This is a genomic window from Brevibacterium sp. ACRRH (genome assembly GCF_022346365.1).
Lineage (GTDB): Bacteria > Actinomycetota > Actinomycetes > Actinomycetales > Brevibacteriaceae > Brevibacterium > Brevibacterium paucivorans.
In genome coordinates, this window is the sequence record NZ_JAKRMN010000001.1 from 479,103 (window position 1) to 494,588 (window position 15,486).

Here is a 15,486-nt window from a genome sequence, read left to right on the forward strand (position 1 = left end):
GGGCAGTTGTGACCCTTTTCACAAGGGTGTGTGTCCCCATTCTGCCACGTATTTACCAGGGTTTATCTGCCCACGAAGATCCACCCGACCGTTCCTTGTTTTGACGGCCTTGAGCCTTCTCGTTTCGCTTAGCGAGTTCTTCCTGTTTAGGGTCAGCTCCTTCCTTGCCGCCCTCGCCAGTTTGCTGACCCGTATCTTGGCCACCTGACCCACGGCCGTCACTGTCTCCGGAACCTGACCCTTCGTCCTCGTCTCCAGGGTCCTTGCCCGAGTCGCCTTCATCGGTGGGGTCGTCCCCACCATCAGACTTGTCCTTTTCTTTGTTTCCGCCTTCGCCTTGGTCTTTTTGCTTATCGCCGTCTTTCTTCTCTTCTTCCTTGCCTTTTTTCTCTTGCTCTTCTTTCTTCTTCTTTTCCTCTTCCTCTTTCTCGCGCTTTTCTTTCTCTTCTTGGTCCTTGCGCTCTTGCTCAGTCTCGTCCATGCGCTTCTCGGCCTGGTCCATGTTCTTTTCCTGCTGGTCCTTGCGGCACCCTTCAGGCGCGTCGGACGAAATTTTCTTCGCCTCTTCTAGCAACTTCTTCGCTTCGTCACGGCGATCCGTTTCCCACGCTTTGTTTGACTTGTCTTCAATCACAGCGGAAAGGTTTTGACGGACCGCACATTCGTCGCGCTCAGGAGTCAGATCCAACGCGGTTCGCAATCGGTCCTCAGCGGTGTCGAGATCGCCTTTAGCCGCGAGGGCAGTGCCTATGTTGAAAGGTCCTTTGTGCTTTTCAAACGGGACGAATGTGTCATAGCGCTGAGCATGCGCGATTGCCGAGTCGTAGTTGCCCTTGTTGTAGGCCGAAGATGCGAGTGCGAGAAACGACGACGCCACGGCGCAGTAAATACCGACTGCAAGAATGAGAAGACCCACAACAATGCTGATCAGCGTCCCAAGTGAGATCTTTTTCATGTCCGACCAATCCTTGCGATTTCACGTACACGCTTTAACGCCAAAGTGGTTTCAACGACGATCCAGGCGTACACCAAAATGAGTGGAATCCAGAACATCTCGTCCACGCCACGTTCGTCCTTCTTGTCAACGAGTGACTGCTCAAAGGAGGGCACAGAGTAGTCCTGGGTGATCTTTGAACGCGCGGTGCGGTGGTGGTAGTCGGTTCCCAGCGAAGAAGCGATCTTCTTCAACGTCGATTCGTCAATCTTTGAAAGAGCGGGTTCACGGGTTTCGGGGTCCTGAATGTATTCGGGATCGCGACTGAGGAAAGAATCGAGCGTCTCCTTCATCTTGCCGCCCTTATCAGTGCCGTATCCAAACACTGCTCCGCCTGCAACGTTGAAGTCTCCGTCGAAGGAATCTTTGCCTTTCTCCGAAGTCTTCTCGCCGTCACCAAAGTAGAAAACGTACTGGTCCTCACCCGGATGCGACTCCTGGCCCTTAGCCAGGCGTGCGCTCACGGTGTCGGCAGGTTCAAACGGTGAAGTTCCAGCTGAACTGCGAGTAACTTCCGGCGCCAAGATCGAAATCGCAGACTTCACAGCCGCGTCGTCCGTGGTCAGCGGTACCCGCACTTGTGACTGTGAAGCGAAAGTGATGAGCGAAAACTTGGCACCGGGCATCGCATCGACCAGGTCGTTCAGGTCCTTCTTCAGACCCTCCAAACGCGGCTCAGAGCCGTCCCAGTCCTCAGCGATCATCGACGCGGTGACATCCACTACCAGGTACACCTGAGCCGAGGCCTCTTGTTTGACGACTACGACCTCGGTGGGAAATGCCGGACGCGCCATTGCGGTTGCCAGCACGAAAACCACCACGGCGCGCAACAGCCACATCACACGCTGGCTGGATCGCGTAATCGCAAGGACGCAACACCCGATCATGATCACCACGACCAGCGGTACTAGAACAACGAAAGGAATGAGTGGATTGAACGTCACAGTTTCACTCCCCATGCAAGACCAAGAATGATGAGAAGGATGATCCCAGTGATGCTCAGCGGAATCGCCGGGTGATCGTGCGTCAGTGTTACCGCGTCACCAGGGGTTAACGCGGCCTCTTCTTGCTGCACTTTCTGAATGACACCTCGGGCGCCACCGCCACTACCCATCGTGAACATTTCGCCGTCTGTGGTTTCAGCGGCCTGTTTCAGTTCATCCAGTCTTGAACCGCTAAAGAAGCCTTTCGGAGCAAGCGCGTAGACACGGATCTTGTGCTTTTTCGCGAGCTCGGCAGCCTCCATGAGCTCATAGATCGGTTCGCCAGCCAGCTGATTGTCGGTGGCGAAAATAACGGACCTGGACCGTTCTTCGTCATCCCGGTCAAAATTGTTCAAACATGACGCCAACCCATCACCAATGAGCGAGGAACCATCAATCGAACGGTCAACGGTACCGTCGAAGAAGTTGATGCCACGCACGCCGTGCGACTCGAAGCCCGTTTGGGCATCTTCAATAAACTCGGTCGCCATTTCGTAGTCGGTGGTGAGCGGGAAAACCGACACGGCGGCCGAATTGAAAACGGTCATGCCGATTCGCTCGCCTTTAAAGGACTTGATGAGATCGGCGTACGTGTCCAGAATTTTCGCGTTATACATGGACATCGACCCAGACGCGTCGAGGCACAACATGACATCGCGCTGTTTTTGCTGAGGGTTGATTGTTTCCGTGGTGATGGGGCGGGAAATCCCGGCCAGAGCACTCGCTCCGCCAAGCACTGTGACGGCAACAATCGCCAGGCCACCAATCAGAATGCGTCGCTTACGCGCAACGAAACCGGGAAGGGAGGTGATACGGCGCGTGTAGGCGACGGGCACGGATCCTTTGAGCGACCTCGGCCGGGACAGCAAAGCAACCACAACGCCAGCTACCACGAGCAGAATGAGTGCGAGCCACCAAAACTTTAGGACCACATTCCCACCAGCTTTCTCACCTCAGCGAAAAGAGGAGCCACTTCAGTTGCTTCCTCCGTTGCGAACTCCGCTAAGTACAAGTGCTCCACCGTGTGAGCCACCGGGCGCAACCCCATGCGCCGCAACTCAGCAAGAGTCATATGGTCGATCTTGTAGCCCCACGCATCGAACGCGAACTGCCTGACCAGCTCACCCAGCTTCTGTGCCACGAGGCGACCACTCAGGTCCTGTGACGCGAACTGTTCTTCAAGTTCCGCCAGTTGCGACTCGTACTTGGTTTTCACGTGGGTAGGGACTTCGAGGTCCTTTTTGCCACTGCGCAAGAAGCGCGAAACGAGCGGCCACGTCAAGACCAACAATCCCAACAAAATGCCCACAACAGCGCCCACCAGCAGAGCCGGGTGGGCTTGCAGAAGCGGGTGCAGTTTATCGACGAGCATTCGCGTGCCTCTTCATGAGTCGGTGAAGTTCGTGGAGGGTGTCCTTGGTGTGCGACAGTTCAACGTGCGAAACAGTTTTGAGGGCATGTTCAAACGCGGCGCGACGCTCCTCTTCCTGTCGTTCGTACTCGTCTCGCAGTTCGCGGGACATGAGGGACTTGGGAATGTTGGTGTCGTCGCCCACGCCCAGCCCCCTGAGGTCGCCGAGGTGGCTGGCCGCGATCAGGTCAGCGTCAGTGAGGGTGACCCACATGAAGTCGTGCTGTGCGGACAGTCGCTGAACAAGCTTAGGGTTTGCGGGAACTCCCGCGTCGCTGATGACGAAAAGGAGCTTACGACGGGAAACGTTGCGGGCTACCCACGACAGCTGAGTGTTGATATCGCCAGCGTCGGGGGTGCGTGAGTGCAGGATCGTGCGCAGAATGTTTTCCAGGTGAGCCTCGGATCCTGCTGAGTCCGTAGCGCCGGTAGCGCCGGCAGAGCCGTACACCAGGCTCACGTCGTCGCCGTGGCGCACAGCAAGGTAGCCGGCCATGCCTGCCATAAGAATGGCGAGTTCACGTTTGTGTTCCCCACCGGCGCTGGATGCGTCGAGTTCGACGCCAGTGTTGACGACGAGCATGAGCGCATGCCTGCGGTGTGCCACATACCGTTTGACCAGCGGAGTGGAGTGACGGGCGGACGCCTTCCAGTCGATGTCGCGGATCTCATCTCCTGGTACGTACTCGCGCAGGTCGTCGAAGTCCAGGGAGTGGCCGTGGTAGACCGACGCGTAGTCACCGTCGAGGAGGCGTCTTGAGAGTCGTCGAGCATGGAAGTGCATGCGCGACTTTACGCGGGGGAGCAGTGTGGTCATGGGGCAGGGATCACGCGGAGGAGTTCGTGGATGATGGTTTCAGACGTCACGCCTTCGGCTGCACCTTCGAATCCCACAATGATGCGGTGTCGGAGGACACGCAAAGCTAAACTCTTCACGTCCTCGGGAATGACGTAGTTCCGGCCGTGCATGATGGCCAGGGCGCGGGCCGCTTGAGTAAAAGCAATCGACGCACGAGGCGACGCACCGCAGTCGATAAAGCGCGCCAAAGGGCCGATGTATCGTTCGGGATCGCGCGTGGCGTTCACAATGGCCACGAGGTAGTTGGAAATGGCTGGGTCAATGTAGACCTTCTTGACGAAGGCGCGAAGCTCAACCACGTCGTCGACGCTACACGCAGCGTTGACCTTTGATTCGAATACTCCCGCATCGATGCGGTTGAGGATTTCGATCTCTTCGTTGTGGGTTGGGTAGTCCAAGATGTCCTTGAGCATGAAGCGGTCCAACTGCGCTTCAGGAAGTTCGTACGTTCCTTCTTGCTCAATGGGGTTTTGGGTTGCCAGGACCAAGAAGGGGGAGGGGAGGTCGTAGCGGACTCCACCAATCGTGGTCTGCTTTTCCTGCATGGCTTCAAGCATGGCGCTCTGCGTCTTTGCCGACGAACGGTTGATTTCGTCGAGCAGAACCAGGTTGGCGTGGACGGGACCTAACCTCGTCTCAAACGATCCGGTAGCCGAGTTGTAAATCTCCGAACCGATGATGTCGGAAGGCAGAAGATCGGGAGTGCATTGAATACGCGCAAACTTACCCTCGACCGAACCCGCAAGCGCTGCAGCCGCAGTGGTTTTTGCTAGGCCCGGGACACTTTCCAGGAGGATGTGGCCACCGGTGAGCAACCCGATGAGCAGACTTTCTCGAAGACGTTGCTGCCCCACGACGTATGTGTCTACGTAGGACTCGATGTTGGCGAGAAGCTTGCCTGCGTGTGCGACTTCTTCCTGGGATGTGGTACTCATGGGATCCTTCCTGCGGGGACGTCTTTTCAAGCATATGAAAAAAAGCGTCGGGCGACTTACCTGGGTGTGTCAGTCTCGAAACACCTGCGCAAAACCTTTGTGTCTATCTTCGCTCAAACGTCCGGTTGTTGGTTACTCGAGGGTAGGTATTGGCGGGTGGAAAAAGTTTCAAAAAAATCTTTCTGTGGATAAACCCGGTTTTGGGTGTGGGAGGCTGTGGATGGATTGTGAGACCCGCGTCACCGGGCGAACTGGGTGGTTCAGCAAACCCGCTGGTAGTCGAACTACATGCTTGTTATTTAGGTGTGTGGACAACCTGGATAACTGTGTCCACGCCCTGTGTACAGCTGTAACACGCGCATGAAATTACACTGGTGTAACACACGATATGGGGGTAGTGTGTCTGGCAGACACAACATCTAGTGGTCTGAAGTGAGTTGGAGTACCAAGGCTACGCGCGGAACGGAAATCCCCTGTTTATGGTCCGTTCTAAGCGAAAGAGCTTCTTCCGCGACCGGCCACGCACACCTGCAAACGTGATGAGGAGAGACATGATTACCGTGTACACAAAGCCAGCGTGCGTACAGTGCACCGCAACATACCGCGCATTGGACGCTCGTGGTTTGGAGTACCGTTCGATTGACTTGAGCGTTGACACCGACGCTCTCGACGTTGTTAAGGCAATGGGGTACATGCAGGCCCCAGTCGTTGTGACCGACGACGACCACTGGTCAGGCTTCCGCCCCGACAAGATTGCTATGCTTGGCGGTGGTGGCGCTGTGTCGTCATCCGGCGTGGCCTAAATGCTGGTTGTCTACTACTCGTCACCTTCGGAATACACCCACCGCTTCGTTCAGAAGCTTTCGCATGAGAGTCGTAGACTTCCCCTCCTCACAAGCGAAGACACGATCGAAGTACACGAACCGTACGTACTGATCACACCTACATACGGAGCCGGACCTAACCGCGGATCGGTTCCCAAACAAGTCAAGAAGTTTCTCACACAGCCTGTAAACCGCGAACATATTGTCGGAGTCATAGGCGCCGGAAACACCAACTTCGGAAGTAACTACTGCCGAGCAGCGAAACTGGTATCTGCAAAACTGCAGGTGCCAGTGCTCTATATGTTTGAACTCCTCGGAACGCAAGACGACGTCGAGAAAGTCGACAAAGGATTGGAAACACTGTGTCAACGACTGCGCACGAACGCGACCTAGAAGCCATCATTCGTGAAGAAACGGACCTGGACTACCACGCGCTTAACGCGATGCTTAATCTGTACGACGAAAACGGTCGTATCCAGTTTGAGCGCGACCGTCAGGCTGCACGCCAGTTCTTCCTGCAGCACGTCAACAACAACACGGTCTTCTTTCACGACCTCTCTGAGAAGCTCAACTACCTGATTGAGCACGAATACTACGAAAAGGAAGTGCTAGACCAGTACGACTTCGAATTCATCTCTGAACTTTCGAAGTTGGCGTACTCCAAGAAGTTCCGCTTCCAAACCTTCTTGGGTGCATTTAAGTTTTATACGTCCTACACGTTGAAAACGTTTGATGGCAAGCGTTACTTGGAGCGCTTTGAAGACCGCGTCGTTATGGTTGCGCTGTTCTTGGCGCGGGGTGACCGCGAACTCGCCCGCAACCTCGTAGAAGAAATCATCGCTGGTCGTTTCCAGCCAGCGACTCCGACGTTCCTCAACGCCGGCAAGAAACAGCGCGGTGAGCTGGTGTCGTGCTTCCTTCTTCGGATCGAAGACAACATGGAGTCAATTGGTCGCTCGATCAACTCGGCTCTGCAACTGTCAAAGCGTGGTGGCGGTGTGGCGTTCAGCCTGACCAACATCCGTGAATCGGGTGCGCCCATTAAGAAGATTGAGAACCAGTCTTCGGGCGTGATCCCTGTGATGAAGTTGCTCGAAGACTCATTCTCGTACGCCAACCAGCTGGGTGCGCGCCAGGGTGCGGGCGCTGTGTATCTCCACGCTCACCACCCGGACATCTATAAGTTCTTGGACACCAAGCGTGAAAATGCCGACGAGAAGATTCGCATTAAGACGCTGAGCCTGGGTGTGGTGATTCCGGACGTCACGTTCCAGTTGGCGAAGAACAACGACGACATGTACTTGTTCAGCCCATATGACGTTGAACAGGTGTACGGTGTTCCGTTCTCGGACATCTCAGTGACGGAAAAGTATGACGAGATGGTCGACGACGCTCGAATCCGTAAGACCAAGATCCGTGCGCGTGAGTTCTTCCAGACTCTGGCTGAAATCCAGTTCGAATCCGGTTACCCGTACATCATGTACGAAGACACCGTGAACCGTGCTAACCCCATTGACGGCAAGATCACCATGTCGAACCTGTGCTCGGAGATTCTGCAGGTGTCCGAAGCAAGCCATTACAACGCAGATCTGTCCTATGCGCGCGTCGGTAAAGACATTTCGTGTAACTTGGGCTCGCTCAACATCGCTATGGCGATGGACTCGGATGACTTCGGCCGCACGGTTGAAACGGCGATCCGCGGTCTCACAGCGGTTTCGGACACGTCGAACATCAGCTCGGTTCCATCGATTGAGCGCGGTAACAACATGTCGCACGCAATTGGTCTGGGCCAGATGAACCTGCACGGGTACCTTGCACGTGAGTCCATCCACTACGGCTCTGAAGAGGGCCTGGACTTCACCAACATGTACTTCTACACCGTGACCTACCACGCGGTCCGCGCCTCGATGGAAATTGCTAAAGAACGTGGGGTCGCGTTCGAAGGGTTTGAGCGTTCCAAGTACGCAAGTGGCGAGTACTTCGATAAGTACACGCAGCAGGAGTGGGCACCTCGCACGCAGAAGGTAGCTGACCTTTTTGAGAAGGCGGGCGTCCACATTCCTACTCAGGACGACTGGGCGACTCTTCGTGATGACGTAGCCAAGTACGGAATTTACAACCAGAACCTTCAGGCTGTGCCACCAACTGGTTCGATTTCGTACATCAACAACTCAACGGCATCGATTCACCCCATCGCGTCGCGCATTGAAATCCGTAAGGAAGGCAAGATCGGTCGCGTGTACTACCCTGCGCCGTTCATGACGAACGACAACCTGGAGTACTACCAGGACGCGTATGAGGTTGGGTATGAAAAGGTCATTGACACGTACGCTGAAGCCACCAAGCACGTTGACCAGGGGCTGTCACTGACGCTGTTCTTTAAGGACACCGCTACCACACGTGACGTCAACCGTGCGCAGATTTACGCTTGGCGTAAGGGCATTAAGACGTTGTACTACATTCGTATTCGTCAGATGGCATTGCAGGGGACCGAGGTCGAAGGCTGCGTTTCCTGCATGCTGTAGGCGCGCGGGCTTCAAGGGGAGATAAGAATGAGCGAAAAGCTTAAGTTGGTGTCTCATGTGGACGCGATTAACTGGAACCGTATCGAAGACGACGTCGATATGGAGGTGTGGGACCGTCTGACGGCCAACTTCTGGTTGCCAGAGAAGGTTCCGCTGAGTAACGACGTTCAGTCGTGGGCAACACTCACTGATGACGAGAAGTTGCTGACGATGCGTGTGTTTACTGGCTTGACTCTACTGGACACCATCCAGGGAACCGTTGGCGCTGTTTCGCTGATTCCGGACGCTTTGACGCCACACGAAGAAGCGGTGTACACCAACATTGCGTTCATGGAGTCGGTACACGCTAAGTCGTATTCGTCGATTTTCTCCACGTTGTGCAACACGCGTGAGATCGATGAAGCGTTCCGCTGGTCCACCGAGAACCAGAACCTGCAGAAGAAGGCTCAGATCATCGTCGACTACTACCGTGGTGACGATCCGCTGAAGCGCAAGGTGGCTTCTACCTTGCTGGAGTCATTCTTGTTCTACTCGGGCTTCTACTTGCCCATGTACTGGTCGGCACACGCTAAGCTAACCAATACTGCGGACCTGATTCGTCTGATTATCCGTGACGAGGCCGTTCACGGGTACTACATCGGGTACAAGTACCAGCGTGGTCTGGCTACGGAATCGACGGAACGTCGTGAGGAACTGAAGGACTACACGTTTAGCCTGCTGTACGAACTGTACGAAAACGAAGTGCATTACACGCACGACCTCTACGATTCCGTTGGTCTCGCTGAAGATGTCAAGAAGTTCTTGCACTACAACGCGAACAAGGCGCTCATGAACCTGGGATATGAAGCGATGTTCCCATCCTCTGTGACGGACGTGAACCCGGCTATTTTGTCGGCACTGTCACCAAGTAGCGATGAAAATCATGACTTCTTCTCCGGATCGGGTTCCTCGTACGTGATCGGTAAGGCTGAAAACACCGAAGACGACGACTGGGACTTCTAAACCCCAAAATAGGTGACGTTCAAACGGCCGAGGTGGTACCACCTCGGCCGTTAAACTTCGCCAAAAACCGGTGACCTACCTTGCAGGGGGAGGCGCGCTAGCGGGCCAGCTTGTTACGCAGGTCGTCTTGCGCAGCCTGGTATTCGCGCACAAGGTCAGCGACGAGCTCGCGCGCCGGTTTCGACGCGCTGATGTGCCCGATTCCCTGGCCCGAACCCCAAATTTCTTTCCACGCTTTTGGCTTTGCCTGCTCACCGGAGTCCGTGGACTCAAAACTCATCGCGGTGGGGTCAGATACCGGCAGGTTGTCAGGGTCCAGCCCGGCTGCCTCGATTGAGCCGCGCAAGTAGTTGCCGTGAACGCCGGTGAACAAGTTGGAGTACACGATGTCATCGGCTGATGAGTCAACAATCATGTTGCGGTAGCCGTCGACTACATTGGCCTCAGAGGTGGACAAGAACGCCGAACCTACGTACGCGAAGTCAGCACCGGCAGCCAACGCGGCAAGGATCGAGTGGCCGTGTGCAATCGCGCCGGACAGCGCCAACGGACCATCGAACCATTCGCGGATTTCGCGGACCAGAGCAAATGGGCTCAAAGCCCCCGCGTGACCACCAGCACCTGCTGCCACGGCAATGAGGCCGTCCGCGCCCTTTTCAACTGCCTTGTGAGCGAAACGGTTGTTAATCACGTCGTGCAGAACAATACCGCCATAGGAATGGACCGCTTCGATGACATCTTCACGCGCACCCAGCGACGTGATCACTACGGGTACCTTGTGGTCAACAACAACGCCGAGGTCGTGCTCCAGTCGGTTGTTCGTCCGGTGGACGATGAGGTTGACTGCGAGTGGGCCCACAGGCGAGTCGGGGTTGGCTTCGGCGTACTGAGCGTTGGACTCTTCGACGTCGGTGAGCCATTCGTCCAGAAGCTCTTGCGGACGAGCATTCAGTGTGGGAAACGCCCCGATGATCCCTGATTGGCACTGCGCTTTCACGAGTTCGGGGCCAGAGGCAATAAACATAGGGGAAGAAATAATGGGGGCCGCGAGTGGCGTGCGCAAAACTTCAGGGAGGTTTGACACGAGTTGTCTCCTTCGAAAACTTGCCGTGATAAAACGAACGTTCAGTCTGCCTAGAACTATAATCTGCGTCACGTTTTGGGACAAAACGAGACCACCCGTTGAACGGGTGGTCTCGACGAAGTGTGTTTGCGTTACGTCGCGTGAGTCTTAGGAGTCGGTGAACTTAGGCTCACGCTTTTCCACGAACGCGCCCATGCCTTCCTTCTGGTCTTGCGTAGCCAGAGTGGAGTGGAAGAGGCGACGTTCAAACAGCAGTCCCTGCTGCAGAGTGGTTTCGAACGAAGCGTTTACGGCTTCCTTCACCATTGCTGAGGCGATGAGCGACTTGCTTGCGATGGTCTTTGCGACCTCGTAAACGGTGTCCAGCAGTTCGTCGTGAGGAACCACGCGGGCTGCCAGGCCGGAACGTTCAGCTTCTTCGGCGTCCATCATGCGTCCGGTCAGGCACAGGTCCATAGCCTTAGCCTTACCAATAGCACGGGTAAGACGCTGTGAACCACCCATACCAGGCAGGACGCCCAGGTTGATTTCTGGCTGACCGAACTTGGCCTTGTCACTTGCAATGAGAATGTCGCACATCATTGCCAGTTCACAACCGCCGCCCAGAGCAAAGCCGTTGACAGCAGCAATCACAGGCTTGCGCACTGCGGCCAAACGGTTCCAGCCCTCAAACCAGTCGGCGCGGTACGCCGTTGCGAAGTCGAGTTCGCTCATTTCCTTAATGTCGGCGCCGGCAGCGAACGCACGGCCTTCACCGGTGATCACGATGACGCGCACGTCGTCGTCTGCGTCGGCCCTAGCTGCTGCTTCGGTGACGTCCGTGAGAACCTGCAGGTTCAACGCGTTCAACGCCTTAGGACGGTCAAGAGTAATGGTTGCGATACCGTTGTCGGTTTCGAACTTGATTGTTTCGTAGCTCATGAAAACACCTTGTCTTGTACGGGGGTAGTAATGATGGATTCGACTTCCTGTGGGTCAACCTCGGCAAGCGACGCAGGGTTCCACTTGGGGTTGCGGTCCTTATCGATGACCTGCGCGCGGATTCCCTCAGTGAGGTCTGGGTACTTGGCAATGTTCGTTGCGGTACGCAAGTCCTGTTCAAGAACATCGGCAAGCGACAGAGACGTTGCCCGGCGGATCAGTTCAAACGTGACAGCAACTGAACGTGGCGACTTGGTCTCAAGAAGGTCGGCCGTGGACTGGGCCTTCTCCGATTCGTGCGAACGAAGCGCTTTCACAATCTCCTGAGGCGAGTCCTTGGCGAAGCACTCAGCGATCCACGAAGCATCGTCGGTGAGCTCAGCGGAAGGTGCGTCCTGCGCGAACTGGGCAACGACCTCGGCGACGTCCCCCGGGTTTTCCGCGAGAGCCTTAACCAACTCAGGTACCGAGGCGTCCGGAACATAGTAGTCAGCCAGGCCGTACGCGATTGCGCCACCAGCGCCAATCGGAAGGCCGGTCAGCCCCAGGTACATGCCCACGTGCTGCGGCATGCGCGCCAAAATGTGGGTAGCGCCCACGTCAGGGAACAGGCCGATCGTGGTTTCGGGCATTCCGATCTTGGTGGAATCGGTGACAATACGCACCGACCCGTGAGCCGAGATTCCTACACCGCCACCCATGGTGATGCCGTTCATGACAGCGATCACGGGCTTGGGGTACTCCGAAAGCGTGTAGTTCATGAAGTATTCATGGCGGAAGAACTTCGAGTTGTCTTCACTGCCTTCGGTGATCGCCTTGTAGATCGCTTTGATGTCACCGCCGGCGCACAGCCCGCGTTCACCGCGACCCGTGATGAGCACTGCGCGGACCGAATCGTCGTCCTTCCACGCGCCGAGCGCCTCGTTGACGGTGTTGATCATGTCCACGCCCAGTGCGTTGATCGCTTTGGGCTTGTTCAGTTCGATGCGTCCTAGACCGTTGTCGATGTTGACAATTACTTGCGGTTCGGCCGTTTCTGGCATTTACGCAACTCCTGTGCTCTTGCGCGAGATGATGACGCGCATGATTTCGTTCGTTCCTTCAAGAATCTGGTGTACGCGCAGGTCGCGAACCAGCTTCTCCACTCCATACTCTGCCAGATATCCGTATCCGCCGAAGATCTGCAGGGCACGGTTAGCCACGTCAAAGCTGATGTCAGTGGACTTCAGTTTTGCCATGGCTGACAGCAGGGTGGTGTTGGGGTCGTTGGCGTCATACGCCGAGGCGGCCCGCCACAGGAGGGAGCGTGCGGCTTCGAGGTCGGCCTGCATTCCGGCTACTTCAAAGCGCAGTGCTTGGAATTGGTTGATTTCGGACCCGAAAGCCTGTCGTTCGCCCATGTAGGTGACGGCTTTTTCGAGTGCGGACTGTGCTCCACCCAGCGCGCACGCTCCAATGTTGAGGCGTCCTCCGTCGAGTCCTGCCATGGCGATCTTGAAGCCAGTGCCTTCGTCGCCAATGCGGTCTTCGACGGGTACGCGCACGTTGTCGAGCATGACCTGGCGGGTAGGTTGTGCGCGCCAGCCCATTTTCTTTTCGTTCGCGCCAAAGGACAGCCCTGGGGTGTCTTTGTCGATCATGAACGCGGAGATGCCCTTTGCGCCGGCGTCGCCCGTGCGAGCCATGATGAGGTAGGAATCAGAGGATCCTGCCCCGGAGATGAACTGCTTGACACCGTTGAGGACGTAGTGGTCGCCGTCGAGGCGCGCCGAGGTGGCAAGGGCTGCCGCGTCGGAGCCGGCACCTGGCTCTGTCAGGCAGTAGCTGGAGAGCTTGTCGAAGTTGGTGAGAGGCGTGAGCCACCGTTCTTTTTGGTCGTCGTTGGCGAACTTGTCGAGAACCCAAGCAACCATGTTGTGGATGGAAATGTAGGCAGCAACCGCGGGGCATGCTGTTGAAAGAGCTTCGAAGATGAGGGCGGCGTCCATACGGCCCAGTCCTGAACCGCCGGATTCTTCTGAAACGTAGATTGACGCCATTCCAAGTTCACCCGTCTGCTTGATGACGTCGACGGGGAAGTGGTGGTTTTCGTCCCACTCGAGTGCGTGGGGAGCGATCATTTCATCGGCGAACGTACGCGCCATGTTAGCGATTTCGCGTTGATCGTCTGTCAGTCCAAAACTGAGTGCAGCGGCTGAATGCGCCATGGAACCTCCAATTCGTGGTGTTGGTCACCATGTTATGCGCATTTAGTTGGACGTCAAAGTAAATTTGCTTGGCTTTTTCTGTGCTTGGCGAGTAGCTCAAGGATTCGCGTGAGGTCCTTGGTGTTGAGGCCCGGTGAGGCGAACACCTGTTCGTTGAGAGCCACAGTTGCGCGTTCAGACAGTGCGCGACCTTGTTCTGTGAGGCAAACGAGTGTCGTGCGTTTGTCGTTGGGGTGAGCCTCACGTGTGACGAGCCCGGCTTTTTCGAGGCGGTCGACCGCGTTGGTGGTGCTTGTGGGGTGGACTTGAAGTCGTTGGGAGACTTTCGAGGTGGGAAGTTTGCCGGTCTTTGTGAAGCGAAGAAGTGTGAGGAGTTCGTAGCGAGCGAACGTGAGATTCATGGGGCGCAAAACTGCTTCGACACGCCCCAACATGATTTGGTGCGAACGCATGATCGACGTGACAAATGACATGCCGTCGGCGTATTCACTGTTCCCGTCGTCGATCCATTTGCGTTTAGCTTCTTCAAGCGGGTCAAAGTGCGTCACTGTGTAACCTCCTTGGCATTCCCACCTTATGACGAAAGATCTTGCCACGAATGTCGTCTCGTGCCACGATCGACGTGTGTGCGGACGTTTAAACATGGCTTCAGACCCAGCTGATGTCGGTCGTGAACTCGGAGTTGAACACGAAAGGTATGCGTTCTCTCCGCGCTATAACGTGCCACCCGGGTCTGCGTTGCCTATCGTCTTAGACTCGGTGAGCGATGCAGGTGAGATTGACAGACGACTGGAGACTGCCGGGTGGGGGCTGGTCCCCGGGTGGGCAAAGGATCTGAAAATTGGGTTCCGTGCATTTAATGCCCGTAGTGAAACTGTCGCAGAAAAGCCCATGTTTCGTTCCGCCTTTGTGCGTCGCCGTTGCGCAATACCTGTGAATGGATATTACGAATGGGCTGTTGAAGCCGGGGAAAAGACTCCGTGGCTTATGCATGGTGACGGTTGGTTGTTTCTAGCTGGGCTCTATGAGTTTGCCAAATGCGAGGCGTTGGGCGTTCCCGAATCCGACCCACGTGTCGCTGACGGCTGGTACGTTTCCACCACGATATTGACGATGCCCTCGCATGGGCACTTGGAATCTGTGCATGACCGTATGCCTGTTGTTCTGGATCGTTCGGGTATTGACCGGTGGTGCGAACCCACAGAAACGAAAGCGGATGCCTTGGGCGTTCTTGACTCCGTGCTGCGTGACGTTGATGTGGATCGAGTGGAGCGGTACCGCGTTTCGACAGCCGTGGGGAACGTGCGTAATGACGGACCAGAACTTATGGAGTCCGTGGAGAGTTAGCGCGGGATTGAGGTGCGCCGAGGTCGTTTGCGGGTCGCCTGTCTCGTAGCGTTCTCGCAGTGTTACGAGGGTCACGCTCTGCGAGGTTGCAAGCCCGCTGTAAATGACATAGATTATTTTCTTGTCGCCTCAAGGACGGAAACGACTTCGAGGTGAACATCCGGGAAGATTTTCAGGACTTGCGAGTCGCAGACTTGCCAAGAAATAAAATCTGTTCTAAGATGGAGAAGTTGCCTCGATCGAGGCAAAACCACCTTTAGCGTGAGCCGGCTTTGTGTTGGTGAGTGTTTTTGTGTGTGTGTTCTTTTTCAACTCAATAGCGTGTTTGTTTGTTTTTGTGATGCCAGTTTTTTATTTTTTCTGGTTCTCAGATTGATTTGGCTTGATTTTTTCT

16 protein-coding genes are annotated in these 15,486 nt (G+C 55.7%); 5 read left to right on the forward strand and 11 right to left on the reverse strand.

From position 1 onward, the window contains the following. Positions 1 to 52: 52 nt before the first annotated feature. Genes MHX53_RS02165 through MHX53_RS02190 form a run of 6 tightly spaced genes read right to left on the reverse strand, consistent with a single transcriptional unit; the run spans position 53 to position 5,182 of the window. Complete coding sequence (locus MHX53_RS02165) at positions 53 to 955, reverse strand: tetratricopeptide repeat protein (protein ID WP_239271105.1); 903 nt, start codon at positions 953 to 955, stop codon at positions 53 to 55. Further along, positions 952 to 1,938, reverse strand: a complete 987-nt coding sequence (locus tag MHX53_RS02170) for a VWA domain-containing protein (protein ID WP_102239230.1) — start codon at positions 1,936 to 1,938, stop codon at positions 952 to 954. Before MHX53_RS02170 ends, MHX53_RS02165 begins: the two co-directional genes overlap by 4 nt. Continuing rightward, positions 1,935 to 2,909 (reverse strand): VWA domain-containing protein, encoded by a 975-nt coding sequence (locus tag MHX53_RS02175; RefSeq protein WP_239271106.1) that lies wholly within the window; start codon positions 2,907 to 2,909, stop codon positions 1,935 to 1,937. The genes MHX53_RS02170 and MHX53_RS02175 overlap by 4 nt, the downstream gene beginning before the upstream one ends. Further along, positions 2,900 to 3,349, reverse strand: coding sequence for a hypothetical protein (locus tag MHX53_RS02180; RefSeq protein ID WP_102239232.1), 450 nt, complete (start codon positions 3,347 to 3,349; stop codon positions 2,900 to 2,902). The genes MHX53_RS02175 and MHX53_RS02180 overlap by 10 nt, the downstream gene beginning before the upstream one ends. Then, complete coding sequence (locus tag MHX53_RS02185; RefSeq protein WP_102239233.1) at positions 3,336 to 4,205, reverse strand: DUF58 domain-containing protein; 870 nt, start codon at positions 4,203 to 4,205, stop codon at positions 3,336 to 3,338. The genes MHX53_RS02180 and MHX53_RS02185 overlap by 14 nt, the downstream gene beginning before the upstream one ends. Then, a complete protein-coding gene (locus tag MHX53_RS02190; RefSeq protein WP_239271107.1) occupies positions 4,202 to 5,182 on the reverse strand; it encodes a MoxR family ATPase in 981 nt (326 codons plus the stop codon). The genes MHX53_RS02185 and MHX53_RS02190 overlap by 4 nt, the downstream gene beginning before the upstream one ends. Before the next feature lie 551 nt (positions 5,183 to 5,733). Here MHX53_RS02190 and nrdH point away from each other — a divergent pair. The 4 genes from nrdH to nrdF are packed head-to-tail and all read left to right on the forward strand — an operon-like array spanning position 5,734 to position 9,533. Beyond that, positions 5,734 to 5,985, forward strand: a complete 252-nt coding sequence (gene nrdH / locus MHX53_RS02195) for a glutaredoxin-like protein NrdH (protein WP_239271108.1) — start codon at positions 5,734 to 5,736, stop codon at positions 5,983 to 5,985. Next, positions 5,986 to 6,399, forward strand: coding sequence for a class Ib ribonucleoside-diphosphate reductase assembly flavoprotein NrdI (nrdI, locus tag MHX53_RS02200; protein ID WP_102239236.1), 414 nt, complete (start codon positions 5,986 to 5,988; stop codon positions 6,397 to 6,399). Then, positions 6,369 to 8,531, forward strand: coding sequence for a class 1b ribonucleoside-diphosphate reductase subunit alpha (nrdE, locus tag MHX53_RS02205; RefSeq protein WP_239271109.1), 2,163 nt, complete (start codon positions 6,369 to 6,371; stop codon positions 8,529 to 8,531). The genes nrdI and nrdE overlap by 31 nt, the downstream gene beginning before the upstream one ends. A gap of 27 nt (positions 8,532 to 8,558) precedes the next feature. After that, on the forward strand, positions 8,559 to 9,533 hold the full coding sequence (gene nrdF, locus MHX53_RS02210; RefSeq protein ID WP_102239238.1) for a class 1b ribonucleoside-diphosphate reductase subunit beta: 975 nt from the start codon (positions 8,559 to 8,561) through the stop codon (positions 9,531 to 9,533). Positions 9,534 to 9,630: 97 nt separating this feature from the next. Here nrdF and MHX53_RS02215 read toward each other — a convergent pair whose 3' ends face one another. The 5 genes from MHX53_RS02215 to MHX53_RS02235 form a co-directional block, all read right to left on the reverse strand. Further along, positions 9,631 to 10,617 (reverse strand): nitronate monooxygenase family protein, encoded by a 987-nt coding sequence (locus MHX53_RS02215; protein WP_239271110.1) that lies wholly within the window; start codon positions 10,615 to 10,617, stop codon positions 9,631 to 9,633. Positions 10,618 to 10,764: 147 nt separating this feature from the next. Further along, positions 10,765 to 11,538, reverse strand: a complete 774-nt coding sequence (locus MHX53_RS02220; protein WP_239271111.1) for an enoyl-CoA hydratase — start codon at positions 11,536 to 11,538, stop codon at positions 10,765 to 10,767. After that, on the reverse strand, positions 11,535 to 12,581 hold the full coding sequence (locus MHX53_RS02225) for an enoyl-CoA hydratase/isomerase family protein (RefSeq protein ID WP_239271112.1): 1,047 nt from the start codon (positions 12,579 to 12,581) through the stop codon (positions 11,535 to 11,537). Before MHX53_RS02225 ends, MHX53_RS02220 begins: the two co-directional genes overlap by 4 nt. Then, on the reverse strand, positions 12,582 to 13,745 hold the full coding sequence (locus tag MHX53_RS02230; RefSeq protein ID WP_239271113.1) for an acyl-CoA dehydrogenase family protein: 1,164 nt from the start codon (positions 13,743 to 13,745) through the stop codon (positions 12,582 to 12,584). It abuts the gene before it with no gap. A gap of 53 nt (positions 13,746 to 13,798) precedes the next feature. Further along, on the reverse strand, positions 13,799 to 14,293 hold the full coding sequence (locus tag MHX53_RS02235) for a MarR family transcriptional regulator (protein WP_343212343.1): 495 nt from the start codon (positions 14,291 to 14,293) through the stop codon (positions 13,799 to 13,801). Between the two features lie 94 nt (positions 14,294 to 14,387). On the opposite strand from MHX53_RS02235, the gene MHX53_RS02240 reads away from it, so the two are divergent. After that, positions 14,388 to 15,092, forward strand: a complete 705-nt coding sequence (locus tag MHX53_RS02240) for an SOS response-associated peptidase (RefSeq protein WP_239271115.1) — start codon at positions 14,388 to 14,390, stop codon at positions 15,090 to 15,092. The last annotated feature ends 394 nt before the right edge of the window (positions 15,093 to 15,486 follow it).

What these genes read in the sequence shown, in the direction of transcription:
- MHX53_RS02165 (WP_239271105.1), bottom strand. Translation starts at nt 955, where the DNA reads ATGAAAAAGATCTCACTTGGGACGCTGATCAGCATTGTTGTGGGTCTT.
- MHX53_RS02180 (WP_102239232.1), bottom strand. Translation starts at nt 3,349, where the DNA reads ATGCTCGTCGATAAACTGCACCCGCTTCTGCAAGCCCACCCGGCTCTG.
- MHX53_RS02185 (WP_102239233.1), bottom strand. Translation starts at nt 4,205, where the DNA reads ATGACCACACTGCTCCCCCGCGTAAAGTCGCGCATGCACTTCCATGCT.
- MHX53_RS02190 (WP_239271107.1), bottom strand. Translation starts at nt 5,182, where the DNA reads ATGAGTACCACATCCCAGGAAGAAGTCGCACACGCAGGCAAGCTTCTC.
- nrdH (WP_239271108.1), top strand. Translation starts at nt 5,734, where the DNA reads ATGATTACCGTGTACACAAAGCCAGCGTGCGTACAGTGCACCGCAACA.
- nrdI (WP_102239236.1), top strand. Translation starts at nt 5,986, where the DNA reads ATGCTGGTTGTCTACTACTCGTCACCTTCGGAATACACCCACCGCTTC.
- nrdF (WP_102239238.1), top strand. Translation starts at nt 8,559, where the DNA reads ATGAGCGAAAAGCTTAAGTTGGTGTCTCATGTGGACGCGATTAACTGG.
- MHX53_RS02220 (WP_239271111.1), bottom strand. Translation starts at nt 11,538, where the DNA reads ATGAGCTACGAAACAATCAAGTTCGAAACCGACAACGGTATCGCAACC.
- MHX53_RS02225 (WP_239271112.1), bottom strand. Translation starts at nt 12,581, where the DNA reads ATGCCAGAAACGGCCGAACCGCAAGTAATTGTCAACATCGACAACGGT.
- MHX53_RS02230 (WP_239271113.1), bottom strand. Translation starts at nt 13,745, where the DNA reads ATGGCGCATTCAGCCGCTGCACTCAGTTTTGGACTGACAGACGATCAA.
- MHX53_RS02240 (WP_239271115.1), top strand. Translation starts at nt 14,388, where the DNA reads ATGGCTTCAGACCCAGCTGATGTCGGTCGTGAACTCGGAGTTGAACAC.